Source organism: Blastococcus mobilis (assembly GCF_900188025.1).
In the GTDB taxonomy this organism is placed as follows: Bacteria; Actinomycetota; Actinomycetes; order Mycobacteriales; family Geodermatophilaceae; genus Blastococcus_B; species Blastococcus_B mobilis.
Map to the genome: position 1 here is coordinate 291,338 of NZ_FZNO01000001.1, position 25,355 is coordinate 316,692.

14 protein-coding genes are annotated in these 25,355 nt (G+C 72.7%); 5 read left to right on the forward strand and 9 right to left on the reverse strand.

What is annotated here, in order from left to right; translation table 11 throughout:
* Nucleotides 1-10: 10 nt before the first annotated feature.
* From CHB94_RS01365 to CHB94_RS01375, 3 genes are all read right to left on the reverse strand, one after another.
* The gene (locus CHB94_RS01365; RefSeq protein ID WP_176445351.1) at nucleotides 11-5,926 is read right to left on the reverse strand and encodes an SDR family oxidoreductase; all 5,916 of its coding nucleotides are present in this window, start codon (nucleotides 5,924-5,926) and stop codon (nucleotides 11-13) included.
* Nucleotides 5,923-7,701, reverse strand: a complete 1,779-nt coding sequence (locus CHB94_RS01370; protein ID WP_176445352.1) for an acyltransferase domain-containing protein — start codon at nucleotides 7,699-7,701, stop codon at nucleotides 5,923-5,925. Before CHB94_RS01370 ends, CHB94_RS01365 begins: the two co-directional genes overlap by 4 nt.
* Before the next feature lie 313 nt (nucleotides 7,702-8,014).
* The gene (locus tag CHB94_RS01375; protein ID WP_089334769.1) at nucleotides 8,015-8,467 is read right to left on the reverse strand and encodes an SRPBCC family protein; all 453 of its coding nucleotides are present in this window, start codon (nucleotides 8,465-8,467) and stop codon (nucleotides 8,015-8,017) included.
* 226 nt (nucleotides 8,468-8,693) lie between these two features.
* Here CHB94_RS01375 and CHB94_RS01380 point away from each other — a divergent pair, with 226 nt between their 5' ends.
* From CHB94_RS01380 to CHB94_RS01395, 4 genes are all read left to right on the forward strand, one after another.
* Nucleotides 8,694-10,985: an MMPL family transporter gene (locus CHB94_RS01380; protein WP_217899114.1), complete on the forward strand. Its 2,292-nt coding sequence runs from the start codon at nucleotides 8,694-8,696 to the stop codon at nucleotides 10,983-10,985.
* 129 nt (nucleotides 10,986-11,114) lie between these two features.
* Nucleotides 11,115-12,788, forward strand: coding sequence for a substrate-binding and VWA domain-containing protein (locus tag CHB94_RS01385; protein WP_089334770.1), 1,674 nt, complete (start codon nucleotides 11,115-11,117; stop codon nucleotides 12,786-12,788).
* An 81-nt stretch (nucleotides 12,789-12,869) separates the two neighbouring features.
* Complete coding sequence (locus CHB94_RS01390) at nucleotides 12,870-14,528, forward strand: acyl-CoA carboxylase subunit beta (protein WP_089334771.1); 1,659 nt, start codon at nucleotides 12,870-12,872, stop codon at nucleotides 14,526-14,528.
* Between the two features lie 43 nt (nucleotides 14,529-14,571).
* Entirely contained in the window at nucleotides 14,572-14,832 is a 261-nt protein-coding gene (locus CHB94_RS01395) for an acyl-CoA carboxylase epsilon subunit (RefSeq protein ID WP_089334772.1), read from the forward strand.
* Nucleotides 14,833-14,978: 146 nt separating this feature from the next.
* On the opposite strand, the gene CHB94_RS01400 is transcribed toward CHB94_RS01395, so the two are convergent.
* The 6 genes from CHB94_RS01400 to CHB94_RS01425 all read right to left on the reverse strand — a co-directional run bounded on the left by CHB94_RS01400 (nucleotide 14,979) and on the right by CHB94_RS01425 (nucleotide 23,692).
* A complete protein-coding gene (locus tag CHB94_RS01400) occupies nucleotides 14,979-15,761 on the reverse strand; it encodes a 3-oxoacyl-ACP reductase (RefSeq protein WP_089334773.1) in 783 nt (260 codons plus the stop codon).
* A gap of 336 nt (nucleotides 15,762-16,097) precedes the next feature.
* Nucleotides 16,098-17,483 carry an aldehyde dehydrogenase family protein gene (locus CHB94_RS01405; RefSeq protein ID WP_254920325.1) on the reverse strand — a complete coding sequence of 462 codons (1,386 nt, stop codon included), beginning with the start codon at nucleotides 17,481-17,483 and terminating at the stop codon, nucleotides 16,098-16,100.
* On the reverse strand, nucleotides 17,480-18,844 hold the full coding sequence (locus tag CHB94_RS01410; protein WP_254920326.1) for a glutamine synthetase family protein: 1,365 nt from the start codon (nucleotides 18,842-18,844) through the stop codon (nucleotides 17,480-17,482). The genes CHB94_RS01405 and CHB94_RS01410 overlap by 4 nt, the downstream gene beginning before the upstream one ends.
* Nucleotides 18,837-20,390 carry an amino acid permease gene (locus tag CHB94_RS01415; protein ID WP_089334774.1) on the reverse strand — a complete coding sequence of 518 codons (1,554 nt, stop codon included), beginning with the start codon at nucleotides 20,388-20,390 and terminating at the stop codon, nucleotides 18,837-18,839. The genes CHB94_RS01410 and CHB94_RS01415 overlap by 8 nt, the downstream gene beginning before the upstream one ends.
* 110 nt (nucleotides 20,391-20,500) lie before the next feature.
* A complete protein-coding gene (locus tag CHB94_RS01420) occupies nucleotides 20,501-21,187 on the reverse strand; it encodes a gamma-glutamyl-gamma-aminobutyrate hydrolase family protein (RefSeq protein ID WP_089334775.1) in 687 nt (228 codons plus the stop codon).
* Between the two features lie 45 nt (nucleotides 21,188-21,232).
* Nucleotides 21,233-23,692, reverse strand: coding sequence for a lysylphosphatidylglycerol synthase transmembrane domain-containing protein (locus CHB94_RS01425; RefSeq protein ID WP_089334776.1), 2,460 nt, complete (start codon nucleotides 23,690-23,692; stop codon nucleotides 21,233-21,235).
* Between the two features lie 338 nt (nucleotides 23,693-24,030).
* Here CHB94_RS01425 and CHB94_RS01430 point away from each other — a divergent pair, with 338 nt between their 5' ends.
* Entirely contained in the window at nucleotides 24,031-25,245 is a 1,215-nt protein-coding gene (locus CHB94_RS01430) for a cation:proton antiporter (RefSeq protein WP_089334777.1), read from the forward strand.
* Nucleotides 25,246-25,355 lie beyond the last annotated feature (110 nt).

Genomic DNA, 25,355 nt, shown 5'->3' on the forward strand with positions numbered 1-25,355 from the left:
CGCTTCCGCCTCAGACCCGGTCGGGCGCCGGACGTCCCCCGACGGGCGACCGCTCCTGCCCCGGCGGCAGGTCCCGGTGGGCGCCCGTGGCCGGGTCGACCAGGCCGACGGTCGCCACCGTGGTGCCCTCGATCCGGGCCAGGACCCGGCCGTCAGGAGTGGCCGCCACCCACCGCCCGGTCCCGGCGCCGGACGCGCCCGGCGCCGGAGGCGTGTGGTGGAGCTCGATCGACCCGTAGCGGGTGCTCAAGGCGATGTCGTTGCCCGGTTCGTACAGGTCGATCCGGCCGATGCCCGTCGGGGCCGCGAGGGCCCGGAACCCGTCCCCGGCGTCGTAGAGCATGCCCACCCGGAGCAGCCCGTCCAGCAGGAGCGTGGGCACGAGGAAGGTCCGGAAGACCGGGTCGTCCTCGGGGACCCGCAGCGCGAAGGTGGCCCGGGCACCGTGCTCGTGGAGCCGAGCGCCCTCGTTGACGTCGAACACCCCGGACAGGCGCAGCCACGGGTTGGGCACCAGGTAGGGATCCCTCGTGGGCGGCCCGTCGCCCGCCGGGTCCCACCGCTCCCAGCGAGGAGCCGCCGGGAACCTGTCCCGGAGCCGGACGACGACGCTGAAGTGCGGGCGGTCGACCGCGATCACTCGTCCGCCCGGGGCGATGACGTCCGTCGTCACCGTCACCCGCACGAGGGTCTGCTCCTCGTCGGAGCCGATGACGAGTGCCCGGATCCGCTTCGTCGCGGGCCGTCCGGGGTGCAGCCGGAGGAAGGCCGAGAACGTGAGGTCGGAGAAGCCGACGACGACCCGGTCCGGGACGAGGACCCGGGCGGCCTCGGCCGCCGCCTCGGTGACGAACGTTCCCGGCAGGGTCGGCTGGCCCTTCGCCAGGTGCTGGGCGAGGTACGGATCCCGCTCGAGGTCGAACTCCCGGACGACGACCAGCTCCTGATCGCTCCGGAACTCCTCTCGCCCGAGGTAGAAGCGGCCGACGGGGGCAGCCGGCTCCACCCGCGGAGCCGGACCGGCGAGGGCGGCGGAGGGTGGCAGCTGCACCTGCTCCGGTGTCAGGCCGAGCATCACCAGCTCGCCGTCACCCATGAGGACGGGGAAGGCGGCGTGGTCCGGCTGGTCCAGCTCGCGGATGAAGTGCCCGATGCCCTCCTCGGTGCTCATCGACGACAGCGTGTTCAGCCGGAAGAGCAGCGAGCGCATGATCGGGCTCGCGCCGAAGCCCACGTCCCGCCAGAGGTTCCACCCGATGGCGAACTCCTCGTGGCCCAGGGCCGAGGAGTACGTCGACGCGGTGGCGAGGAAGTCGTTCGCCGCGGCGTAGTCCACCTCCCCTGGTTGTCCTCGGAAGCCGATCAGCGAGCTGAAGTTGCACCACAGGGCGGGGCGCCGGTCGCCGAAGGCCCGCCGGAGGTTCTGGTATGCCTCGACCTTGAGGTCGCGCACCGCCCGGAAGTCCTCCAACGACTTGGTGCGCAGCAGGCTGGCCCGGTTGATGCCGGCCGCGTTCACCACGAGGTCCACGCGGTCCTCGCTCTCGAGCACCTGTCGCACGGCGGCGTCGACCTGCGCGGAGTCGCGGACGTCGCACGTGAGGAAGTGGACGCGCCCGCCGGTGAGCCGGGCCATCTCGTCGAGGTTGCGCCGCGCCTCCAGGCCCCTGGTCAGGCGGGCGTAGGCCCGGTTCCCCTCGGCGACCGTCAGGTCTGGGTTCCGCTCGCGGGACTGACGCAGGTAGTCGACCCGGCTCGGCAGCGACTCCACCTGCGGACCCGGGGCCTGGCTGCCCAGGACGTAGATGGTCGGGCGGTAGCGGCGGGCGAGCTCCTTGAGGATCTCCGCCGTGATGCCCCGGGATCCGCCGGCGGCGAGCACCACGGAACGCTCGTCGAGCCGGGCGACGGCCGTCGGAGGATCGACGCGCTGGACATGGATGACCTTGCGGACCTCGTCGTCGTACACGGCCAGGGGAAGCAGCCGCCGGACTCGCGACTCGAGCTCGGCCTGCCGCACGGCGAACCGGGGGTCGCGGCTGCCGGTGGCCACGGTGAACACGGTGACCTCGGGCAGCTCGAGCGCCGTCGACTTCACGAGACCGGTGAACAATCCGGCGAACGGATGCAGCTGGCCTCGGGTCACCGCGCCCAGCAGCGACGCGACCACCGAGCCGCCGGGGACCTCGATGTCGTCGGCGAGGGCCTGCAGCGCGAGGAACACCAGGTCGTGCAGGGCCAGCAGCCCGTCGGCCGGAGCGTCGAGCGCCGCCTCCGCGTCGGCGTGCGCGGTCAGATCCGTGAGGACCCGCACGTGCCGGGGACGGGTGGGCAGGGCATCGAGCGCGGTCCGGACCGCCGCCGCGGACAGCTCCTCGACCTGCCGCCGCCCCGGCCCGGGCACCGCGACCGGGCGGGTCGACAGCACCATGGGTGGGCTCTCGGCGTCCACGGCGTCGACCAGACTCGCGTCGTCGGTCAGGACCAGGGTGTCCGGGGGGAGGAACGGGAGTTCCGTCCCGGAGCCGCGCGCCTCGGTGAGGGCTTGGGGCTGCAGGGTGATGACGTGCCTGCGGACCGCCGCCGCCGACGGCTCCGGCTCACTCCTGTCCGGGCCCGGTGCCGCGGTGTCGGCCGGAACCTCGGCCCGGTCCGCGGCCGGTGCGGCCTCGCGCGGGTCGAAGGCGGGCTTGGCCAGCCGGATGGAGACGGGCGGGGCCCCGCCGCGGTCCGTGCACCGGACCGTCGCCTCCGTGCTGTCCGAGACGAGAGCTCGCAGCAGGCCGACGGCCCCGTCGGCCCCGAGGTAGGACGGTGCTCCCGGCACTCCGGGACCCACCTCGACGACCTCCCCGTCGACACCCGACCGGGGCTGCGCACCGACGGCATAGCCGGTGACGAAGCCGAGTACCGGCAGGCCGTGCTCGCGCGCGGTCCCCTCGCGCATCAGGGCGAACATGACCGCGCCCTCGCGCAGCGGATCGGGCCGGTCGAGGTCCAGCATCTCGGCCATGTACGGGCCGGCGTTGCCGTTCACCCCGACGACGAGCGCGACGTCCAGGTCACCGGTGCGGAGGTACTTGCTCGCGGTGTCGACCGCCGTCAGGGTGGCGGCCGGGCCCGTGTCGACCGTCATGTTGAGCCCCTGCAGGCCGATGTAGTTCGTGACCCGCGCGGGAATGACGTTCGGCATGATCCCCGGGCACGAGTCCTCGTTCGCCGGCGGCACGAGTGCACGCGCCTGGGCGGCCGCCCTTTCGAACGCCCGGCGCGCACCGTCCCCCGCCGACGTGGCCAGCAGCTCCCGCAGCGGGTCCAGGTAGCAGCGCAGGGCGTAGAGCACGCCGTTGCGGGTCGGGCCCATGTGACCGGCGAAGACGCCGGTCAGCTCTCGGTGCGCGTCCAGGGCGCCCCCCAGTTGCTCCCGCACGTCGAACATGCACTCCAGCAACATCAGCTGGCAGCGGTCCACCGTCCGCAGGCTGCTCGGTGGGATCCGCACCCGCTGGAACGACGGCAGCGGGTAGTGGTCGCCGAAGCCCGCTCGCGGTTCCGCGCCGCTCCCACGCGCCCACTCCCGCACCTCGGACCGGCCGGCCAGTCCGGGCAGGTGCGCGGACCAGGCGACGACCGCCACCCGTTCCTGCGCGTGCGGGAGGACCACGGGCTCGCGTCGCTGCCCGACGTACTCCTCCAGCAGCGCGTGGGCGTTGGTGCCGCCGAAGCCGAAGCCCGAGACGGACACGGTCCGGGGCCGGTCCGATCGGCGGGGCCAGGGCACCGGCTCCCTCGGGATCACCAGCTGCGAGTCCTCGAGCGCGAACGCCTGCGGGGCCTGCTCGAACCGGTGCTGCCGGGGGATCGTGGAGTGCTGGAGGGCCAGCAGCGCCTCGATCACCGAGACCACGCCCGCCGCCCAGCCGGTGTGGCCGATGAGGGCCTTGTTGGACGTCAGCATGATCGGCCGGCCCGTGGGGAGGGATTCCCGCAGCGTGGTGATCTCGGCGAGGTCGCCGGCCGGGGTGCCGGTCGCGTGCGCGATGACCCAGTCGACGTGGTCCGCCCGTGCACCCGGTGCGGCCATGGCGCGCTCGACGGCCAGGCGCTGCCCGGCCGAGTTCGGCGCGTAGATGGCCTTGCCCTTGCCGTCCGCGGACGTCCCGACGGTGCGGACGACCCCCAGCACGCGGTCTCCGTCCGCCAGCGCCCGGCTCAGGCGCTTGAGAACCACGACGCCGGCGCCGTCGGAGAACAGGACGCCGTCGGCCGAGCGGTCCAGCGACCGGACGACCCCCGTCGCCGACAGCCCGTGCAGCTTGGAGAACAACACCCCGCCCCGAGGAGCGAGGGCGAACGCCCCACCGCAGACGGCGACGTCGCACTCGCCGAGCAGGAGGCTCTTGAGCCCGATGTCGATCGTGTAGAGGGAGGACGAGCAGGCCGTGTCGACCACGTACACCCGGCTCTGCTCCGGCAGCAGATCCATCATCGCGTTGCGCGCGACCCCGTACGGGAAGTAGTCGGCGGCGTTGCCGCGGCCTCGCCACAGGTGCTGACGGAGGACACGCTCGACCTCGGCCTCGGGGGTGTCCGCAGCGTCGTCCCCGGGGTCGGCACCCGCTGCGCCCGCGAGGCACTGACCGGCGGCGGCCAGCACGCTCGCCTCCTCGAGGTGCTGGCTGCCGTCCGCGGTGTAGCCCACGGCGAAGACCACGCGGTCGACCTCGCGGCGGGTGACGCCGCGCAGAGCCTGGTGCAGCGAGTGGCGCAGCCACTGGGTCGTGTACTCGTCCCCGACCCGCCCCTCCGCGATCTCCTCGGCCAGGTCGGGGTCCGGCACGAAGCCCTCGATGAAGCCGGCGCGCGCCTGGTAGGACTTGTCCTCCGCGCTCTTGTCCGGGGATCCGAAGCCGCTGGTCTTCCAGCGGTCCTGGGGAGGATCGACGAAGCGCTCGGCGCCGTCCACCATTTGCTGCCAGTACTCGGCCGGGCTGTTCGCCCCGGGCACGGCCAGCCCCATTCCCACCACGACCACCGGGTCGTCCTCGGGCACCGATGGGTCGGACACGGGAGTTACGCCGTCGGGGGGCTGAGCCGTCCGGCTCTCCGGCGTGGCGTCGAGGGTGCGAGCCGGCGGCGTCGACGGCCCGGGGGGCGACGACGGCACGGCGTGGGCCGAGCCGAGCCCGCCGTCCGCCAGGACGACCTGACCCGTCACCCAGCGGGACAGGTCGGACGTCAGGAAGGTCACCACGCCCACGAGATCCGCGGGTTCGGCGGTCCGGCCCGGGGGGGTGCCGGCCGCCAAGCCCTGCCGCGGCTCGTCAGCCGGGGGGACGCGGTCGGCGACGTCACCCCGGGCGAGGCCGCAGGAGGCGGTGTTCACGCGGATGCCGAGCGGTCCGTACTGGGCAGCCAGGTGCCGCGTGAGCGCCTCCACGCCCGCCTGGGCCGTGCCCGTCACGAGCTGGTCGTCGAGGCGCCCGGCCCCGATCGGGGAGACGTTGACGATCGTGCCGCCGCCCCGGGAGGCCATCAGGGGCGCGGCCCGCCGGGCGCACCGGAAGCTGCCGACCAGGGTCGTGTCGAGGGCGTTCGCGAAGTGCTCCGGGGTGCCGTCCGCCGGCGGGCCGGGCGAGTGCGAAGCGGCGTCGATCACCAGGATGTCGAGGCCGCCGAAGCGCGACTCCACCTCGTCGAAGAGGCGGTCCACCTGGTCCTGGCCGTCCAGCGAGGCGCGGATAACCTCGACCCGCACACCCGTCTCGCGCACCAGCTGGTCCCGGGTCTCCTCGGCCTGCTCGTAGGAGTGGAGGCAGCTCAGGGCGATGTCCGCACCGCGTCGGGCGAGGGAGCGGGCGATCTCCCGGCCGACGCCCTTCCCGGCGCCCGTGACGAGGGCGGTCTTGCCGACGAGGTCGTTCACGCGGCACTCCTCTGATCGATGAGGGTGGGGGAGGTCTCGACGAGCAGCGACCAGACGAGGTCGACGACCTTGCCGAGGGTGTCGAAGTCGGTGAGGCGGAGCCCCTCGCGGCGGGGTGGCAGGTCGTAGCGTTCGACGGTGCGGGCGAACAGCTCGGTCTGCTTGACGGAGTCCACGCCGAGGTCGGCTTCGAGTTCGACGTCGTCGGTGAAGACCTCGGCGGGGTACTCGAGGGCCTCGGCGTAGAAGGCCTGGAGCTCGGCGAACAGCTGCTGGCGGCTGGTGGGCCGGGTGGGCTGGTCCCCGGCCCGGGCGGCGGGTGCCTGCGGCGGGACGGTAGGCGGGGCGGGCTCGGCGACCCGCGGCGCGGGGACCTCGACGCGGGTGGGCAGCAGCGACCAGACGAGGTCGACGACCTTGCCGAGGGTGTCGAAGTCGGTGAGGCGGAGCCCCTCGCGGCGGGGTGGCAGGTCGTAGCGTTCGACGGTGCGGGCGAACAGCTCGGTCTGCTTGACGGAGTCCACGCCGAGGTCGGCTTCGAGTTCGACGTCGTCGGTGAAGACCTCGGCGGGGTACTCGAGGGCCTCGGCGTAGAAGGCCTGGAGCTCGGCGAACAGCTGCTGGCGGCTGATGGGCCGGGTGGGCTGGTCCCCGGGCCGGGCGGCGGGTGCGGGCGGCGGGACGGTGGGCGGCGCAGGCTCGGCGGCGCGCGGCGCGGGGATGCCGACCGGCTGCCGGAACGGCACCGGCTCCGTCGGCTCGGCGGTCACTGCGCCGTCGGCGTCCGCGGCCCCGCGGGGGGCGGACGTGGCTGCACCGGCGGCGAGGGCTTCGGCCGCTGCGGTCAGGCCGGCGCCCGGCCCGCCGCGTGCCATGAGAGCGCTGACGGCCTCGACCCGCTCGGCGCACTGGGGGACCAGGCCGGTCAGGATGGAGCCCGCACCGCTCTCGACGAAGAGGCTGTTCCCGGCCGCGCGCAGTTGCCGCACCGCCGCCGCGAAGGCGACGCGGCGGGTCAGGTGCGAGGCGAGGAGTTCGAGGACGTCGTCGCCGCCCTCGTAGAAGCGGCCGAGGATGGGTGAGTAGACGGGGACGGTGGGCTCGCCTGCCGGCAGTCCCCGCAGCCGCGTGGTGAAGGTCGAGCTCGCCTCCGCGAGCAACGGGCTGTGGAAGGGGTACGGAGCCCTGAGGGGCACGACGCTGACGCCGAGGCTTCGGCCGAGTGCCGCGACCACCTCCAGGGTCGCGGCCGATCCGGAGACGATCGTCTGCAGCGGCGCGTTCTCGCAGGCGACCGCGGCCTGGGGGTCGTCGATCAGCGCGAGGATCCGCTCGGCGCGCCGGGCGTCGCAGCCGAGCGCCACCATGCCGCCGTCGAAGCCGCCGGCCGCGAGGACGGCGCTGCGGTGCGCGACCACCCGGGCGCCGGTCTCGATGCTGAAGGCGCCGCCTGCGGCGAGCGCGGCGATCTCGCCGAGGCTGTGCCCCGCGAGCACGGAGGGGACGGCGCCGGATTCGACGAGCATGGTGTGGACGCCCACCGACAGGCCGTAGATGGCGAGCTGCAGGGTCTGCGGCGCCCGGTCGAGGAGGTCGTCCAACGACGGTGGCTGGTCGGCGAGGAGGACGTCGCTGACGCCGGCGGCACCCGCAGCAGCGGCACCGCGGTCGACCTCGGCGTACACCGGGGCGACGTGGGGGAACGCGCGGGCCAGATCGCGAGCGGCCTCCGGCCGGTAGGACCCCTGGCCGGGGAAGAGCACAACTCCGGGCAAGGCAAGCTCCAAGTCGTCGGAGAGATCGAGATGGCGAGCCCGGCAACGTGCCGCGGGCCGGGACCTGCAGGGGATGCCGCGCTCCCGGCACCGTCCGTGGAGGCGGGACCGGGAGGGGCGGCGACGTGCTGCGAGGTGCCTCCGGCGGTGGCTCACCGATAAGAGCCGCCGGCGCGGGTGGTGATACGCGGCCGGCGGGTCCGTGTCCTGGCGCGTCGTCAGATCGCGTCGGCGGCTGCGTCGCCGCGAACCCCCGACACGACGCCGTCCGGAGGGGCCGGCAGGGCCCCTCCGGACGGCTCGTCGCCGTGGCTCAGGCCGCGGCTCCCGCATCGAACTGCTCGGCCAGGCGCTGCAGGTTCGCGCGAACCGTCCTCGACTGGGCACGCTCGACGACGGAGTCCGCGAAGCGCCCGAACACCCCGCCGAGACCGGATTCCGATTCCAGCCGGTAGCGCAGGCGGGTGCCTCCGTTCTCAGGTCGCAGGTCGTACGACACCGTGAAGGTCATCGGTCCCTCCACCGAGCGGCTGGTCATCCGGGCCGGGCGCTCGAGCTGCGTGGTCTGCGCCGTCCACTCGAACCGTCGCCCCATGACCTTGGTCGTTCCGCGCCAGTGCGTGCCGACCTCGAGGGGGCCGGGCTCGACCTGCTCCACGCTGACCATCGAGGAGTCCCAGCGCGGAGCGTTCCCCGGGTCGCTGAGGTACTCGAAGACGGTCTCCGGTGGCGACGGGATGACGACATCGTGCTCGACCACAGGCATGTCCTGTTCCTTTCCGTCCGCTCCGCCGCCGGGCGACGACGGGGGAGGGCGGGCGCCCTCGTGATCGAGGGAGGGATCGGGCCCGACCCCTGATACCGGTATCAGCGACCGGTGGCGGGCTCTCTCTGGTGGTGCAGGCGGGCGGTGGATGCGGGTCCGCACGTGCTCCGGCCGACCCGTCCCTGCATGCACCGTCCCCGCCGTCACCGGTCATGTGGAGGTCGTAGTGCTGCTCAACCGTCTCGGATGGCTGACGGTCCACCACCGTCTGCGAGTCCTCGCGATGACCGTCCTGCTCGTCGTCGTCGGCGGAGTGGTCGGCGTCGGCGTGTTCTCCGAGCTGACGACGGGCGGCTTCGCCGACGAGGCGTCCGAGTCGGAACGGGCACGGGTCACGCTCCTCGAGGAGTTCGAGGAGGGGGCGCCGAACCTCGTCGTCCTGGTCACCCCGAGAGCAGGAACGGTCGACGCACCCGACGTGGTGAGGGAGGGGGAGGACCTCACCCGGCAGATGGCCGGGGAACCCGGTGTCGAGCAGGTGTGGTCCTACTTCTCGCCGGGGTCTCCACAGTCGCTCCGGAGCGGCGACGGCACGCGAGCCCTGGTGCTGGCCCGCATCGGCGGCGACGACGACCAGGTCGTGCACGCCGTGGAGGAGCTGTCGCCGGAGTACACGATCGACAACTCGGTCGTCTCCACGAGCGTCGGCGGCAGCGCAGAGATCGCGCGGCAGACGCAGGAGCAGATCCAGCACGACCTCGAGCGAGCCGAGATCATCTCCACCCCGGTCCTCATCGTGCTGCTCGTGCTCGTCTTCGGCAGTGTGGTCGCCGGCGCCCTCCCGTTCGCCATCGGCCTGGTCGCCGTGGTGGGCACCTTCTTCGTCCTGCAGGTGATCGCGTTCTTCACCGACGTGTCGATCTTCGCCGTCAACCTCACCACCGCCCTCGGGCTGGGCCTGGCGATCGACTACAGCCTGTTCATCGTGGCCCGGTTCCGGGAGGAGCGGCGCAGCGGTCTCAGCCACGAGGACGCGGTGGTGCGGGCCGTGGAGACGGCCGGCCGGACGATCATGTTCAGCGCCGCGATCGTCGCCGCCTCGCTGAGCGCGCTGCTGGTGTTCCCGACCGTCTTCCTCCGCTCGTTCGCCTACGCCGGCATCCCGGTCGTGCTGCTGGCGGCCGTCGGCGCCATCGTGGTCCTGCCCGCGCTGCTGGCCGTCGTCGGGGCCCGGCTGGACCGCTGGCAGGTCCGGTGGCGACGGGCACCGCGGGCCCGCCACCAACTCACCCCGCCCGGGTTCTGGCACAGGGTGGCGACGAGGGTGATGCGCCGCCCGGTCCTCATGGGGGGCGCGGTCCTCGCGCTGCTCGTCTTCCTGGGGTCCCCCTTCCTCGGCGTGCAGTTCGGGTTCGCCGACCACCGGGTGCTGCCGGAGGGGACGACGAGCCGAACCGTCCAGGAGACGGTGGACGAGGAGTTCGCCCGGGGGGAGACCGCCAACCTGTACGTCGTCGCCCGGGACGCGTGGACGTCGGCGACACCCGCCGACGTGGCGGGCTATGCCGAGCGGCTCTCCGACCTCGACGGGGTGTCGCGGGTCGACGCGGCCACCGGCTCCTACGTCGACGGCAGCCAGGTGGCGGGGCCCCGGGATGCGGGGGCCGCGTTCGTCAACGAGACCGGGACCTGGCTCGCCGTCGTGCCCTCGGTCGAGGCGATGTCCCCCGAGGGGGAGCGGCTGGTCGAGGAGGTGCGTGCGCTGCCCGCCCCCTTCTCCGGCCTCGTGGGCGGGCCATCGGCCCAGCTGGTCGACACGAAGGACGCGCTGTTCGACAGCCTCCCCCTCGCGCTCGGCGTGATCGCGTTCGTCACCTTCGGGGTGCTCTTCCTCTTCACGGGCGGCCTGCTCGTGCCGGTGAAGGGCCTGGTGCTGAACCTGCTCAGCCTGTCGGCGACCTTCGGGGCCATGGTCTGGGTGTTCCAGGAGGGCCACCTCTCCGAGCTCCTGGGTTTCACCCCCACGGGGACCCTCGACACGAACATGCCGATCCTCATGTTCTGCGTGGCGTTCGGGCTGTCGATGGACTACGAGGTCTTCCTCCTCTCACGGATCAAGGAGCGGTACGACGTCACGGGCGACAACCGGCACGCCGTCGCCTGGGGATTGGAGAGCACCGGCCGCCTCGTCTCCGCCGCGGCGTTGCTGCTCGCCGTCGTCTTCGTCGCCTTCGCGACCTCGGGCATCACCTTCATCAAGCTGATGGGGCTGGGCACAGCGCTGGCCATCGTCATGGACGCGACCCTCGTGCGGGGCGTGCTCGTACCGGCGTTCATGCGGCTGGCCGGCGACGCGAACTGGTGGGCACCGCGGCCGCTGCGGAGGCTGCACGCCCGGATCAGGCTGCGGGAGGGGCCCTTGGACGACCCGGGCGAGCGCAGGATGCTGGTCGGCTCCGGCCACTCCGGTGAGGCAGATGACGTGCGGGAGTCGCAGGGCGTGCCCGAGCGGAACTGAGCGGCTGGCGCACGACGAGGTACCGCGGGGCGCGGGGGTGTATCAGACCCCCCGCGCCCCGCTCCTTTGGTCAGGCGGCCGGCAACAGCCGCAGCGACACCCGAGCCGCAGCACCGGAGGTCACGGCAGATGGACGTCGGCAGCACCAGTTCCCAGTCAGCGCTCCCTCGGGCCCGCCGCCGGAGGCGCATCCCCCTCATCGCGGCGCTGACCGCGGCCGGTGTGCTCGGTGGCGGCGCGGTGGTCATGGCCGGCGACGACGGGGCAGCCCAGGCCTGCCCCCCGACCCACGTGCTCCGCGTGGCCGTCGCCCCCGAGCTCGCTCCCGTGGTCGCCGACGCCGCGGCCGGTGTCTTCCCCGTGGAGGAGGAGTCCGGTGACACGTGCGTCCACGTGGACGTCGTGGCTGCCGACCCGGCCGACGTCGCCCGCGCGATCACGGCGCAGCCCCCCGATCGTCCCGACGTGTGGATCCCGGACGCCTCGCTGTGGCTGGACCGGCTGCAGGAGGCCGGGGTCGCCCTGCCTGCGGAGCGTCCCTCCGTCGCCACGTCCCCGGCGGTGCTCGCGATCAGCCACGACCGGGCCGAGGCGTCCGGTTGGCCGGAGCACCGGTTGTCGTTCGCCGAACTGCTGGGGGACGCGTCCACCCGCCTCGCCCTGCGGGACCCCGTGGCCGATGCGGCCACAGCCCTGAACCTGGTCGGTCTCATGACGGCGGCGACCGAGATGCCCGAGGGACGCTCGGTCCTGGCTCAGGTGCTGCGCCACGCCGCGCAGACCCCGATGACCTCCCGCGCGGAGGTACTCGCCGCCACGACCGGGACGGGAGCGGCGGCGGTCAGCGAGCAGGCCGTGCTGGGCAACAACCGGCAGACCGGGTCGTCCCCGGTGGTGGCCGTCTACCCGTCCTCCGGCGGGAGCCTCGACTACCCCTTCACCGTGCTGACCCACAACGCCGCGGACGCGAGGTCCGCTGATCGGCTGCTCCACGCCCTGCAGGGCGACGACGTTCACGACGCCCTGCTGTCGCTGGGCTTCCGGGACGGCCGCGGGGTCGGGCGACCGGACACGGCACGCGAGCTGGGCGTCGACGTCACCGTGCCGCCGGCCCCCGTTCCCTCGGTGCAGCTGGCGGAGACGCTCCGCACCACGCGGGTCATCACGTCGGGCACCCGCATGCTCGCCGTGATCGACGTGTCCGGCTCCATGGCCCAGGAGGTTCCCGGCGCCGACGGTGCAACCCGCATGGAGGTCACCAAGGAGGCCGCTGCCCAGGGCATGTCGCTGTACTCCGACGACGCCCAGATCGGCTTGTGGGTGTTCTCGCGCCGGCTGACGCCCGACAGCGACCACCAGGAACTCGTGCCGATCGGCCCGCTCGGCGCCCGGGAGGGCGGTCGGCTCGGGCGGGAGCTCCTCAGCCGGTCGCTCGCCGGGGTGCAAGCGGTCCCCGGCGGTGCCACCGGGCTCTACGACACCGTTCTGGCCGCGGTCCGCACCGTGCGCCAGGACTGGGACCCGACCCGGGTCAACTCGGTGGTGCTCCTGACCGACGGTCGTGACGAGGACGAGGGCGGTATCGGGCTTCCCGGGCTGCTGTCCGCCCTCCGGCAGGAGTCCGATCCCGGCACCCCGGTGCCCGTGATCACCATCGGCCTCGGTTCGGGGAGCGACACGGAGGCGCTGGCAGCGATCAGCGAGGCGACCGGCGGCTCCACCTACGTGACCCAGACCGGCGACGACATCTACGCCGTCTTCGAGGACGCGATCGGCCGGCGTTCCTGCCGTCCCCACTGCTGAGCCGGCGGTGCGCCCCGTCCTGCGGCTCCCTCCGCCCCCGCGGGGGCGCCTCCACCCGGCCATCAGCCAGGAGGTCCGACCATGACCCACCTACCAGAGGACCGCGTCGCCCCACGTCGGGCGGCCGACGCCGGGTCCCGCGACGCACATGTGACCCCGCTGCGTCGTGACCCCCGGCGGCACGGCCGCGGCGCCTCCCTGCAGGAGCACGTCGAGGAGCTCGCCCGTCGGCGTTCCGAGGTCGTCGACGGCGACGCCCGCGGGACGCATCGCCAGCACGCCGGCGGCAAGCTCACGGCCCGGGAACGCATCGACCTGCTCCTCGACGACGGCACGTTCTGCGAGCTGGAGTCGATGCGCCGGCACCGGGCGACCGGTTTCGGCCTGGAGCACCGCCGGCCGCACACGGACGGCGTCGTGACGGGCTGGGGCACCATCCACGGCACGCGGGTGTTCGTGTACGCCCACGACTTCCGGATCTTCGGTGGCTCGCTGGGCGAGGCCCACGCGGCGAAGATCCACAAGGTGATGGACCTCGCCCGGTCCGTGGGGGCGCCGCTCATCGGCCTGAACGACGGCGCCGGCGCCCGCATCCAGGAGGGCGTCACGGCGCTCGCCGGGTACGGCGGCATCTTCCGGCGCAACGTCGCGGCCTCGGGGGTGATCCCGCAGATCAGCGTGATGGTGGGGCCGTGTGCCGGCGGCGCCTCCTACTCCCCGGCCCTGACCGACTTCGTGTTCATGGTGCGGGACACGGCCTGCATGTTCCTCACCGGGCCGGACGTGGTGCAGGAGGTCACCGGGGAGATCCTGAGCCAGGAGGAGCTCGGGGGCTCCCGGGTGCACTCCGAGCGCACCGGGCTGGCCACGTTCGTCCACGACGACGAGCAGAGCTGCCTCGAGGACGTCCGCTACCTCGTCTCGATGCTCCCGTCCAGCAACGTCGAGCGGCCGCCGTGGTTCCGGGCGGCGGACGACCCCCGCCGGGTGTGCGAGCGGCTCGTCGACGTGGTGCCGGCGGACGTCCGCCGGCCGTACGACGTGCGGGCGGTGATCACAGAGGTCGTGGACGACGGCGAGTTCCTGGAGCTGCACGAGTCGTGGGCGCCGAACGTCGTGTGCGTGCTGGCCCGGCTGGACGGGCACGTCATCGGGATCGTCGGCAACCAGCCGCTCGTGTCGGCGGGGGTGCTCGACATCGAGGCGGCGCAGAAGGCGGCTCGCTTCGTGCGTACCTGCGACGCCTTCAACATCCCCCTGGTCACGCTCGTCGACGTCCCCGGCTTCCTCCCCGGCCGCGACCAGGAGCACGGCGGGATCATCCGGCACGGCGCCAAGCTGCTCTACGCCTACTGCGAGGCGACGGTTCCCCGCATCCAGGTCATCCTGCGCAAGGCCTACGGCGGCGCGTACATCGTCATGGACTCCCGCTCGATCGGCGCCGACCTGTCCTACGCCTGGCCGACCAACGAGGTCGCCGTGATGGGCGCGGAGGGCGCCGTCAACGTGATCCACCGCCGTCGCCTGGCCGAGGCCGAGGACCCGGAGGCGCTGCGCCGGGACCTGGAGGACGAGTACCGGAGCGAACTCATGCACCCCTACCACGCTGCCGAGCGCGGGCTGGTCGACGAGGTCATCGACCCGCGGGACACCCGACGCGTACTGATCGACGGCATGGCCGTGCTGCGCGCGAAGGCGATGGACCTCACCGAGCGCAAGCACGGCAACCCACCGCTCTAGGCAGTGGCGCCGTTCGACCCCACGACGTCCTCAGGAGGCGACGATGACTGCTGACCTCGAGCCGCGGGTCCCGGCGTTCCGGGTGGTGAAGGGCTCACCCACCGACGACGAGGTGGCGGCGCTCGCGGTGCTGCTGGCGGCGCTGGCTGGTGCCTCCCCGACGGCGGCTGCCTCGGACACGGGTCCTTCCGTCGTCCGGCGTCCGTGGCGGCGGCGACGCACCTGGCACGCGCTGCGGGAGAACACCCCGGCCCGCCTCGTTCCCCGGCCGCAGCGGCGCCCGGTGGACGAGGCCGCGGGATAGCCGGACGTCGAAGGCGGCCGCGGGTCCTGGTGGCGGGATGTCGGCGGTGAATGGCCACGTCCTGCCGGCAGGCACACGACGTCCACCGCCTCCGCGACCGACCGGACCGCTGAGAGCCGGCCGCGGCCACGTCTCCCGCCCTCGGGTCACACCGGCGTGACGTAGGCGCCGCTGATCCCGCCGTCGACCAGGAACTCCGAGGCGGTGATGAAGGAGGAGTCGTCCGAGGCCAGGAACGCGACGGCCGCGGCGATCTCGTCGGCGCGCGCGAACCGGCCCATCGGGATGTGCACCAGTCGCCGGGCGGCACGCTCGGGATCCTTCGCGAACAGCTCGTGGAGCAGGGGCGTGCTCACCGGCCCCGGCGACAGCGCGTTGACCCGGATGCCCTCGCGGGCGAACTGCACGCCGAGCTCGCGCGACATCGCCAGCACGCCGCCCTTGGACGCCGTGTAGGAGATCTGCGACGTCGCCGCGCCCATGCGCGCCACGAACGACGCGGTGTTGATGATCGAACCCCGCCCGCGCGCCTGCATGTGGGGGATCGCAGCCTTGCAGCACAGGTACACCGACGTCAGGTTCACCTCCTGCACGCGGCGCCAGGCGTCGAGACCGGTGACCAGGATGGAGTCGTCGTCCGGAGGGGAGATCCCCGCGTTGTTGAACGCGATGTCCAGCCCGCCGTAGGTCGACACAGCCGCATCGAACAGCGCGGTGACCTGTTCGGGGGAGGTCACGTCGACCTGGACGAACAGTCCGCCGACCTCCTCCGCCGCGGCCTTGCCGCTGACCGGGTCGATGTCGCCGACGACGACGTGTGCGCCCTCCGACGCGAACCGGCGGGCGGTGGCCAGCCCGATGCCACTCGCCCCGCCGGTCACCACGGCCACGCGGCCGACCAGCCGGCGCACCACTGCCTGTCCGCTCACGGCATCACCGGTTCGCTCCCGCGGGGCGCTCCGCTCCTCGCTCGCTGGCGCTCGCTGCGATGCTCACGCCCCTGTCCGCTCACGGCATCACCGGTTCGCTCCCGCGGGGCGCTCCGCTCCTCGCTCGCTGGCGCTCGCTGCGATGCTCACGCCCCTGTCCGCTCACGGCATCACCGGTTCGCTCCCGCGGGGCGCTCCGCTCCTCGCTCGCTGGCGCTCGCTGCGATGCTCACGCCCCTGTCCGCTCACGGCATCACCGGTTCGCTTCCGCGGGGCGCTCCGCTCCTCGCTCGCTGGCGCTCGCTGCGATGCTCACGCCCCTCTCCGCTCACGCCATCACTCCGCCGCCAGGAACACGTTCTTCTCGTCGGTGAAGGAGTGCAACGCGTCGGGACCGAGCTCGCGGCCCAGCCCGGACTGCTTGAAGCCGCCGAACGGGGTCGAGTAGCGCACCGACGAGTTGCTGTTGACCGACAGGTTGCCCGCCTCGATGCCGCGGGAGACCCGCAGGGCCCGGCCGAGGTCGCGGGTCCAGATCGAACCGGACAGGCCGTACTCGCCCTGGTTGGCGATCCGCACGGCGTCGTCCTCGTCCTCGAACGGGACGACGGCGACGACGGGCCCGAAGATCTCCTCGGTCACCGCGCGGTCCTGCGGGTCGACGGGGGTGAGAACCGTCGGCGGGAACCAGAAACCGGGGCCGTCCGGCGTGGTCCCACGGAAGGCCACCGGTGCGTCGTCCGGGACGTAGGCGGCCACCCGGTCCCGCTGCGTCCGGCTGATCAGCGGTCCCATCTCCGACGACTCCGATGCCGGATCCTCGACCCGCACGCCCTTCACCGCCGGTTCGAGCAGCTCCAGGAACCGGTCGTAGGCCGACCGCTGCACCAGGATCCTGGACCGCGCGCAGCCGTCCTGGCCGGCGTTGTCGAAGACGGCGTAGGGCGCGCTCGCCGCGGCCCTCTCCAGGTGGGCGTCGGCGAAGACCACGTTGGCGCTCTTGCCGCCGAGCTCCAAGGTCACCCGCTTGACCCGGTCGGCGCAGCCGGCCATCACCTTCTTGCCCACCTCGGTCGACCCGGTGAAGACGATCTTGCGCACGTCCGGATGCTCCACGAGCCGCTGACCGACGACCGACCCCTTGCCCGGAAGGACGGTGAGGACGTCCTCGGGCAGCCCTGCGTCGAGCGCCAGTTCGGCCAGCCGGAGCGCGGTCAGCGGCGTGAGTTCCGCGGGCTTGAGGACGACGGTGTTCCCGGCGGCCAGGGCCGGCGCGAACGCCCAGCCCGCGATGGGCATCGGGAAGTTCCACGGCACGATGACCCCGACGACGCCGAGCGGCTCGTGGAAGGTGATGTCGACGCCGCCGGCCACCGGGATCTGCCGGCCGAACAGCCGTTCCGGCGCCGCGCTGTAGTAGGTCAGCACGTCCCGGACGTTGCCGGCCTCCCACCGCGCGTTGCCGATCGTGTGGCCGGCGTTGCGCACCTCCAGCCGGGCGAGCTCCTCGACGGAGGCGTCGACCGCCTCGGCGAACCGGTGCAGGAGCCGTCCGCGGTCGGCCGGTGCGACCTGCCGCCACGTCTCGAAGGCCCGCTGGGCCCGCGCCACGGCGGTATCGGTCCCGGCGACGTCGGTGCGGGGGACCGTCGTGACGACCTGCTCGGTGGCCGGGTCGACGACGTCGTAGGACAGGCCGCCCTGGGACAGGGTGCTGCTCACAAGCGCTCGAACCCCCGGAAGCGTTCCCAGTCGGTGACCGACCGGCTGAAGGCCGCCAGCTCCACCGCGGCCATGTTCGCGTAGTGCTCCACCACGTCGTCGCCGAACGTCGTGCGCGCGAAGTCGCTGTCCCGCCAGAGCTCGAGGGCCTCGGCGAGGCTGCCCGGGACGTGGACGGCGTCCGGGTCGTCGTAGGCGTTCCCCCGGAACTCCGGCTCGAGCGCCAGCTTCTCCTCGATCCCCGCCAGTCCCGCCGCCACGACGGCCGCCGTGGCGAGGTAGGGGTTCACGTCGCCGCCGGGGATGCGGTTCTCCAGCCGCAGGGAGGCCCCGTGCCCGACCAGCCGGAATGCGCAGGTGCGGTTGTCGCGGCCCCAGCGCATCGCCGTCGGAGCGAACGATCCTTCGACGTACCGCTTGTAGGAGTTGATGTTCGGGGCGAGGAACAGGGTCAGCTCGCGCATGTAGCGGAGCTGCCCGGCGACGAAGGACCTGCCGAGGTCGGACAGGTCGCCGGCCTCGGTCATCACGAGGGAGCCGTCGGTGCCGCGGACACTGCAGTGGATGTGGCAGGAGTTGCCCTCGCGCGCGTCGTACTTCGCCATGAAGGTCAGGGCCATGCCCTCCTGCGCGGCGATCTCCTTGGCCCCGTTCTTGTAGATCACGTGGCCGTCGCAGGCCCTCGAGGCCTCGTCGTAGCGGAAGGTGATCTCGTGCTGTCCGAGGTTGCACTCGCCCTTGGCGGACTCGACGAGCAGGCCCACGCCGGCCATGTCGTTGCGGATGCGGCGCAGCAGCGGCTCGATCCGCGCCGTGCCCAGCAGGGAGTAGTCGACGTTGTACTGGTTGGCCGGCGTGAGGTTGCGGTAGCCGGCGCTCCACGCCTGCTCGTAGGTGTCGCGGAACACGAGGAACTCCAGCTCGGTCCCGACGTAGGCGGCCATCCCGGCGTCGTGCAGCCGCGCCGTCTGCCGGGCCAGTATCTGCCGCGGCGAGGCGCTGACGGGGCTGCCGTCCTCCCACTGCAGGTCGGCCAGCACCATCACCGTGCCGGGCTGCCACGGCACCCGCCGCAGCGTCGACAGATCGGGCTGCAGCACGAAGTCCCCGTAGCCGCTCGACCACGACGACATCGCGTAGCCGTCGACCGTGTTCATGTCGACGTCGACGGCCAGCAGGTAGCTGCACCCCTCGGTGGCGTGCTCCAGGACGACGTCCAGGAAGTATCGGGCGTGCAGGCGCTTGCCCTGCAGCCGCCCCTGCATGTCGGTGATCGCGACGAGCACGGTGTCCACCTCGCCGTGGTCGACCAGGTGACGTACGTCCTCGACGGTGAGGGCGCCGTGCTCCCGCTCAGGCAAGGCTTTCCAGCTCCCGCTCCGCCGCGGCCAGCTCCTCCGGGGAGCCCTGCACCTTGGGTCCGGTGAACCAGCGGCGCGCGGACACCAGCCACCAGATGCCCGCGAACCCGAGGACGACGAGCACCGCGACCGGCGTGTAGTTGAACGTCTCGGCCGTGACCGGGCTGACCTGGGGCAGCATGAACAGCACCGTGATGAAGGCGACCCAGACCACCGCGACGATGCCGATCGGCCGGCTCCACCGGCCCAGGTTCCACGGGCCAGCCTCGAAGGAATCGCCCTGGCGCAGCCGGAGGAAGGTCGGCAGCACGTAGGCGATGTAGAGGCCGATCACCGCGATCGAGGTGACGGCGGCGTACGCGGTGACGTTCCACAGGTAGGGGAGTCCGAGCAGGAAGGCGCCCCCCGCGGCCAGCCAGATGGCGTTGGTCGGCGTGCGGGTGCGCCCGTTGATCCGGTGCCAGAAGGACGAGCCGGGCAGTGCGCCGTCGCGGGAGAACGCGAAGATCATCCGTGAGTTCGCCGTCACCGACGCCATCCCGCAGAACAGCTGCGCCCCGATGGCGATGAGCAGCAGGAGCTTGCCGCCGGTCACGCCGACCGCGTCGATGAAGATCTGTGCGGGGGGCACGCCGGTGTCCGGTGCGGCCAGCGCGTTGTCGTAGCTCTGGATCGCGAAGGTGAGGCCGATGAGCAGCACCCACCCGGCGATCACGGACACGACGACCGACATGACGATGCCGCGGGGGCCGGCGACCGACGCGGACCTGGTCTCCTCGGTCATGTGCGCCGAGGCGTCGTAGCCGGTGAGCGTGTACTGGGCGAGGAGCAGACCGATCAGCGCGACGTAGAGGCTCGACTGCCATCCGGTGTTGTTGACGAACTCGGTGAACACGAAGGACGCGGACTGGTGGTCATCGGGCACGAAGGCCAGCACGCCGACGATGACGGCCACGCCGACGACGTGCCACCAGACGCTGATGTCGTTGAGCAGCGCGACCACGCGCACGCCGAACTGGTTGAGCAGCCCGTGGACCAGCAGGATGATCCCGAAGAGCAGGATCGTGTGCCACGGCCGGGTGTCGAAGCCGAACTGCAGGTCGAGGAACGCGTTGAGGAAGAAGGCGGCGCCGAAGTCGATGCCGGCGGTCACCGCGACCTGGCCGAGGAAGTTGAACCAGCCGGTGAACCAGGACCACGCCGCGGAGTTCCGCTTGGCCAGCTTCGCCGCCCAGTAGTAGAGACCACCTGCCGTGGGGAAGCTGGAACAGACCTCGGCCATCGCCAGAGCCACGAACAGGGTCATCAGCCCGACGAGCGGCCAGCCCCAGACGATGACGGCCGGGCCACCGGTGTTCAGGCCGAAGCCGTACAGGGTCAGGCAGCCGGACAGGATCGAGATGATCGTGAACGAGACGGCGAAGTTGGAGAAGCCGGACATGTGCCGGGCGAGCTCCTGGGCGTAGCCCAGCTGGTGGAGCCGGTGGGTGTCGCTGTCGTGCCTCGCCGGCTCGTCGGCGCGGGTCGCGTGCTCGCTGGTGCTCATGCGCGTCCTACCTTCAGGCGGCTCGCTGACCCAGTCGGGGGCCGGGGCTGGGACCCTAGGGCGGCGTGTCGACGGTCCACAAGCAGTTGTGCTCGCAGTGAGCCCGGCCGTTACCTGGCCGCGTCCACGTGCGCGGCGAACAGCCGACGGTCGACGCCCACCTCGGGATGCCACTGCACTCCGAGGCAGAAGCCCCGGCCGGGGGCCTCCACCGCCTCCACCACGCCGTCCTCGGCCCACGCCGAGGGGGTGAGGTCCGGAGCGATCCGGGCCAGCGCCTGGTGGTGATGACAGGCCACGGGTCCCGTCGGGCCGAGCAGGCGGTGCAGCGCGCTGCCGGGCTCGGTGCGCACCTCCCGCCGGTGGTACAGCCCGGCACCCGGGTCGTGGACGCCGGTGTCCTCGACGTCGGGGAGGTGCTGCACGAGGTCGCCGCCGAGGGCGACGTTGAGCAGTTGCATGCCCCGGCAGATAGCCAGGACCGGCAGATCCCGGTCCAGCGCGGCCTGCAGCGCGGTGAGTTCGGACTCGTCCCGCTCGGGCCGCACGACGGTGGTGCGCGGCCCGGCCGCCTGGCCGTACCGAGCAGGGTCGACATCCGCCCCACCGGCCACGATCAGTCCGTCGAGTCGTGCGACCACCTCGGCGCTGATCGCGCCGGTCGGCAGGAGCACCGGCTCGCCGCCGGCGCCGGCGACGGCGTCCGCGTACGACGCGGGCAGCAGGATCGCCGCCACGTCCCAGGTTCCCCAGCGTGCCTGCTCGCGATAGGTGGTGATGCCGATCAACGGGCGCATACGTCTTCCTGCCGTTGTCGCTGCCGGGCCGGTCTCCCCGCTCGCCTAGACGAACTCCGCTCGGCGCAGCCAGGAGAAGGCCGCCCAGCCCGGAAGGATCGGGAGCCAGAACGTGGCCAGGCGGTAGAGGAAGACGGCCGGGACGGCGATGGTGTGGTCCATTCCGGCGGCGACGAGACCCGCGATGACGGCAGCCTCCAGAGCGCCGAGGCCGCCGGGGGTGGGGGCGGCGGCCGCGATGGCCGAGCCCAGGAGGTAGACGGCACCCACGCTCGCGAGGCTCAGGTCTCCGCCGAAGGCGCGGGTGGACAGGTAGACGCAGAGGATGTAGCTCAGCGTGACCACGGCCGATCCGCCGAGCAGCAGCGCGAGCTTGCCGGGGCTGCGCAGGGCGTGGGCGACACCACCGATGGACCGGCGCAGCAACGGGAGCAGCCTCCGGGCGACGAGCCGACGGACGGTCGGAACAGCGAACAGGACGGCGGTCAGGGCGAGCACCGCCAGAACGCCCCATCCGAAGACCTGCGGGCGGGGCAGTCGGATGGAGTCGAAGACCGACCGGCCGGCCCAGAAGGCGAAGACGAGGAGCAGGAAGGCGTGCACGACGAAGCCGCCGATGGTGTTCAGGCCGACCCCCGACGTGGCCACCGCCAGGTCCACGCCGCTCTTCTGCAGGTAGCGGACGTTCAGCGCCATGCCGCCGAGGCCGGCCGGTGCCAGCTTGCTCGCGAACGAGGAGGCCAGCTGGGTGACGAACGTGGGCACCGGGCGCAGCCGCACCGGAACGGCTCCCGAGATGCTCAGCGCGGCGCCCACGTAGGTGAGCGCGGACATCGCCACGATGGGCGGCAACCAGGCCCAGTCGGCCTCGCGGATGCGCTGGACCATGCCCGCCACGTCGCCGAGTTGCGGGACGAGCAGGTAGGTGATGGCAACCAGCATGACGCCGGTGACGATGGTTCTGGGGCCGATCCGGTCCAGGGCCACGAGCTCGGGCTCCGGCACCCCGCACCGGGTGGCCACCGTTGCGCGGAGCTGCCCGACCAGCTCCTTCCGCTGCTTCAGCGCCTCCCTCGTGGCGCCGCTGAACGTGTTGGGTTGCAGGCGGGGGAGCGAGGCGGCAACGGCCTCCGGTCCGAGTTCGGTGATCGCGGTGTCGACGACGGGGTCGACCCCCACCTGGAGTGCCAGCGCGACGAGGAGCTGGGCGGCATCGGCGTCGAGGAGTGCCTGGCCGGCGGCGACCTCGCTGAACCCGAAGTCGATGAGCCAGGGCGAGCCATCCCGGTCGAGGAGGATGTTGGCCCGGCGCAGGTCGCGGTGGGCGATGCGGTGCCGACGCAGGATGGCCACCTGCTGCCAGATCCCGCGCAGTACCTCTTCGGTGACGGCCGCGTCGGGGACCCGATCCAGGGACGTCCCCTCGACGAGGTCGTAGGACAGGAGGATGGAGTCACGTCCCACCGTGGCGACGGCCCGCAGCCGCGGAGTGCGTGCAGCGACGTCGCGGGCCATCAGTGACACCAGTCCTTCGTGCTCCACGGTGCGGCGCAGCGAGGAGAACGGCCGTTCGTCACCGACGTTCTTCAGCCGGATGAACCGGTAGGCCCGGAACAGCAGGTCCGCGGCTCGTTGGTCGGCACCGAGCACCTTGGCGAACACCCGGCTGCCGTCCTGCAGAGTGGCGAAGTAGGGAACCGAGCCGCGGGCGTCGACGGCGGCAGGCTCCAGTTCGACCACCGGAAGCCCGCTGCTGGTCAGCGCGGCGGCGATGGCGCAGCGGGTGGGCCGCCCACTGGGCCGGCCGAACATGAGCAGCGTCCCGGAGCCCGCGGCGACGCCGAGGACCAGCGCTACGGCGACCGTGGCCGGCAGAGTGATCGGCACCAGCAGTCGCAGCAGCGAGACCAGCGTCAGCATCACTGCGCCGGCACGCCGCCACCGGCGGGAGACGTGTGGCGCGAGGACCACGAACGAGGCCGCCGTGACGGCGATGCCGTCCACGGTCAGCGGGCTGTCGGCGCCGCCACGCTGGGCGACCTCCCGCATCAGGGCGTCCGGAGTCCCCCGGTCGAGCAGCCACTCGACCCCCCGCGAGAGCGACACCGCGAGCACGCCGCTGACGATCAGGTAGCCGACGAGCCGATAGCGCCGGATCACCAACGGGGTGAGCCAGGCCGCGGCGACCGACGCGAGCAGCAGCAGGGTCAGGAGCCCGGTCAGGATCCGTCCGACCTCCGGTGTCATGAAGGACAACCGCTGGAGGAGGTCGATCTCCAGCGACAGCACCGCGTCGCGCGACCAGCTGCCGAGGACGACCAGTAGCAGGGCGGCGAGAGTGAACACGACGGTGCGCAGCACGTCGCTGGGGGAGCGGACGTAACCGGTGATCAGTTCCTGGGATCGGATCCCCGGGTCGGCTACGGCGCCAGACTCCGCCGGGACGGCGGTCCTCAGGTCCATCGGTGCCGCGTCGGCCGCTTGCCGCAGGCCGCCGGTCCTCATGTCGGCACCATGCGATCGCCTTCCTCCTCGGCCATCCACCGGGCGGCGCGGGACCTGTCCGTTCTCAGGGGATCCGGTGCCCGGAGAGGGCAGATCCGGGGTGCGGACGGCGGCACGATTGAACGTCGGTCACCCGACCAGCGTCAACGCTCCGGGGCGCCGCCCGTCCGAGCAGGCGCCGGCCGGCACGCATCGGCCCGGGAGGCCGGTCAGTGGCTTCCGATGTCGACGGGCCTCGGGCGGGACGAGCAACCCTGGACCGGGCGGCGGCAGCTGGGCAAAATGCCGAGCCACGCCGACACGTCCGCGGAACCGACGCGGGAGGACGGGGGAGCCGCGTGGACGGTGCCGTCGGGGTCGACTCCCTCGTGGCTGTCGCCGCCGTGGCCCTGCTGGCACCGTTGGTCCTCGGGCTGGTGCCGCGGTTGCCGGTGCCGCAGGTCGTGCTGCTGCTCGTCGGCGGAACGCTGATCGGCCCCCACGTGCTCGGTCTCGGCACGCCCGGCGACGTGCAGATCCTCGCCGACGTCGGGCTCGGGTTCGTGTTCCTGCTGGCCGGCTACGAGGTGGAGCTGTGGCTGTTCGGCCAGGACGCGGGCCGCCGGGCGGTCGCCGCCTGGTTCGCCTCACTCGCCCTCGCCCTCGGCGTCGTGGCGCTGCTCGCCGCCGCCGGGTTGGTCCGCGCCTTCGTGCCGGTGGCGCTCGGGCTGACGACGACCGCACTTGGAACGCTGCTGCCCGTGCTGCGGGAGAGGGCCCTGGTGAGCGGCCGGCTCGGGCGCTACCTGTTGGCCGCTGGGGCGGTGGGGGAGCTCTTCCCGGTCTTGGGGATCGCGGTGTTCCTCGGCACGCAGAGCCGGTTCACCGCTCTGGCGTCACTCGGAGGCGTCGCCGTCCTGGCGGTCGTGCTCGCCCTGGCTCGGCGTGTGGTGCAGCCCGGTGGCAGGCTGGCCACGGTCATCGAGCTCGGGCAGCACGAGACCGCGCAGATCACCCTGCGCGGGACGGTGCTGTTGCTGGTCGCGTTGATCGCCGTCACCGACCGCTTCCACCTCGATGCGGTGCTCGGCGCCTTCGTCGCCGGCGTCGTCCTCCGGCGTTGGGTGGGCCGGGCCGCACCAGTTCTCGAGCCGAAACTGGACGCCATCGCATACGGGTTCTTCATCCCGGTGTTCTTCGTGTACTCGGGCATGAGTCTGGACCTGCCCTCGATCGCCGAGGCACCGCTGCGGCTCTTGCTGTTCTTCGCGCTGCTGCTCGCTTGTCGCGGGCTGCCCGCACTGCTGGTCTACCGAGGAGCACTGACCGCGCGGCAACGCGTCCAGACTGCCCTGGTGACCGCAACGGCACTGCCGACGCTCGTGGCGCTGACCGAGATCGGAACGCGCAACGGCACGATGCTGCGGGTGAACGCGGCGGCACTGGTCGGCGCGGGTGTGCTGACCGTGCTCGTCCTGCCGGCCCTGGCCGTGGCCCTCCACCGGCCTGACCGCACCGCAGCGTTCGGCTCGGCGACGGATGTGGGCGGCCCCCGACCCGCCCCGGCGGACTGACGCCCGGCGCTGGGGGAGAGGGCGATGGAGGTGGCCCGGCCGTCCCGCCCGGACGGGTGTGACCCCACCGCTGTCGTTCCCGCCTGCCGCGCCGCTGCGCGCCGTCACGG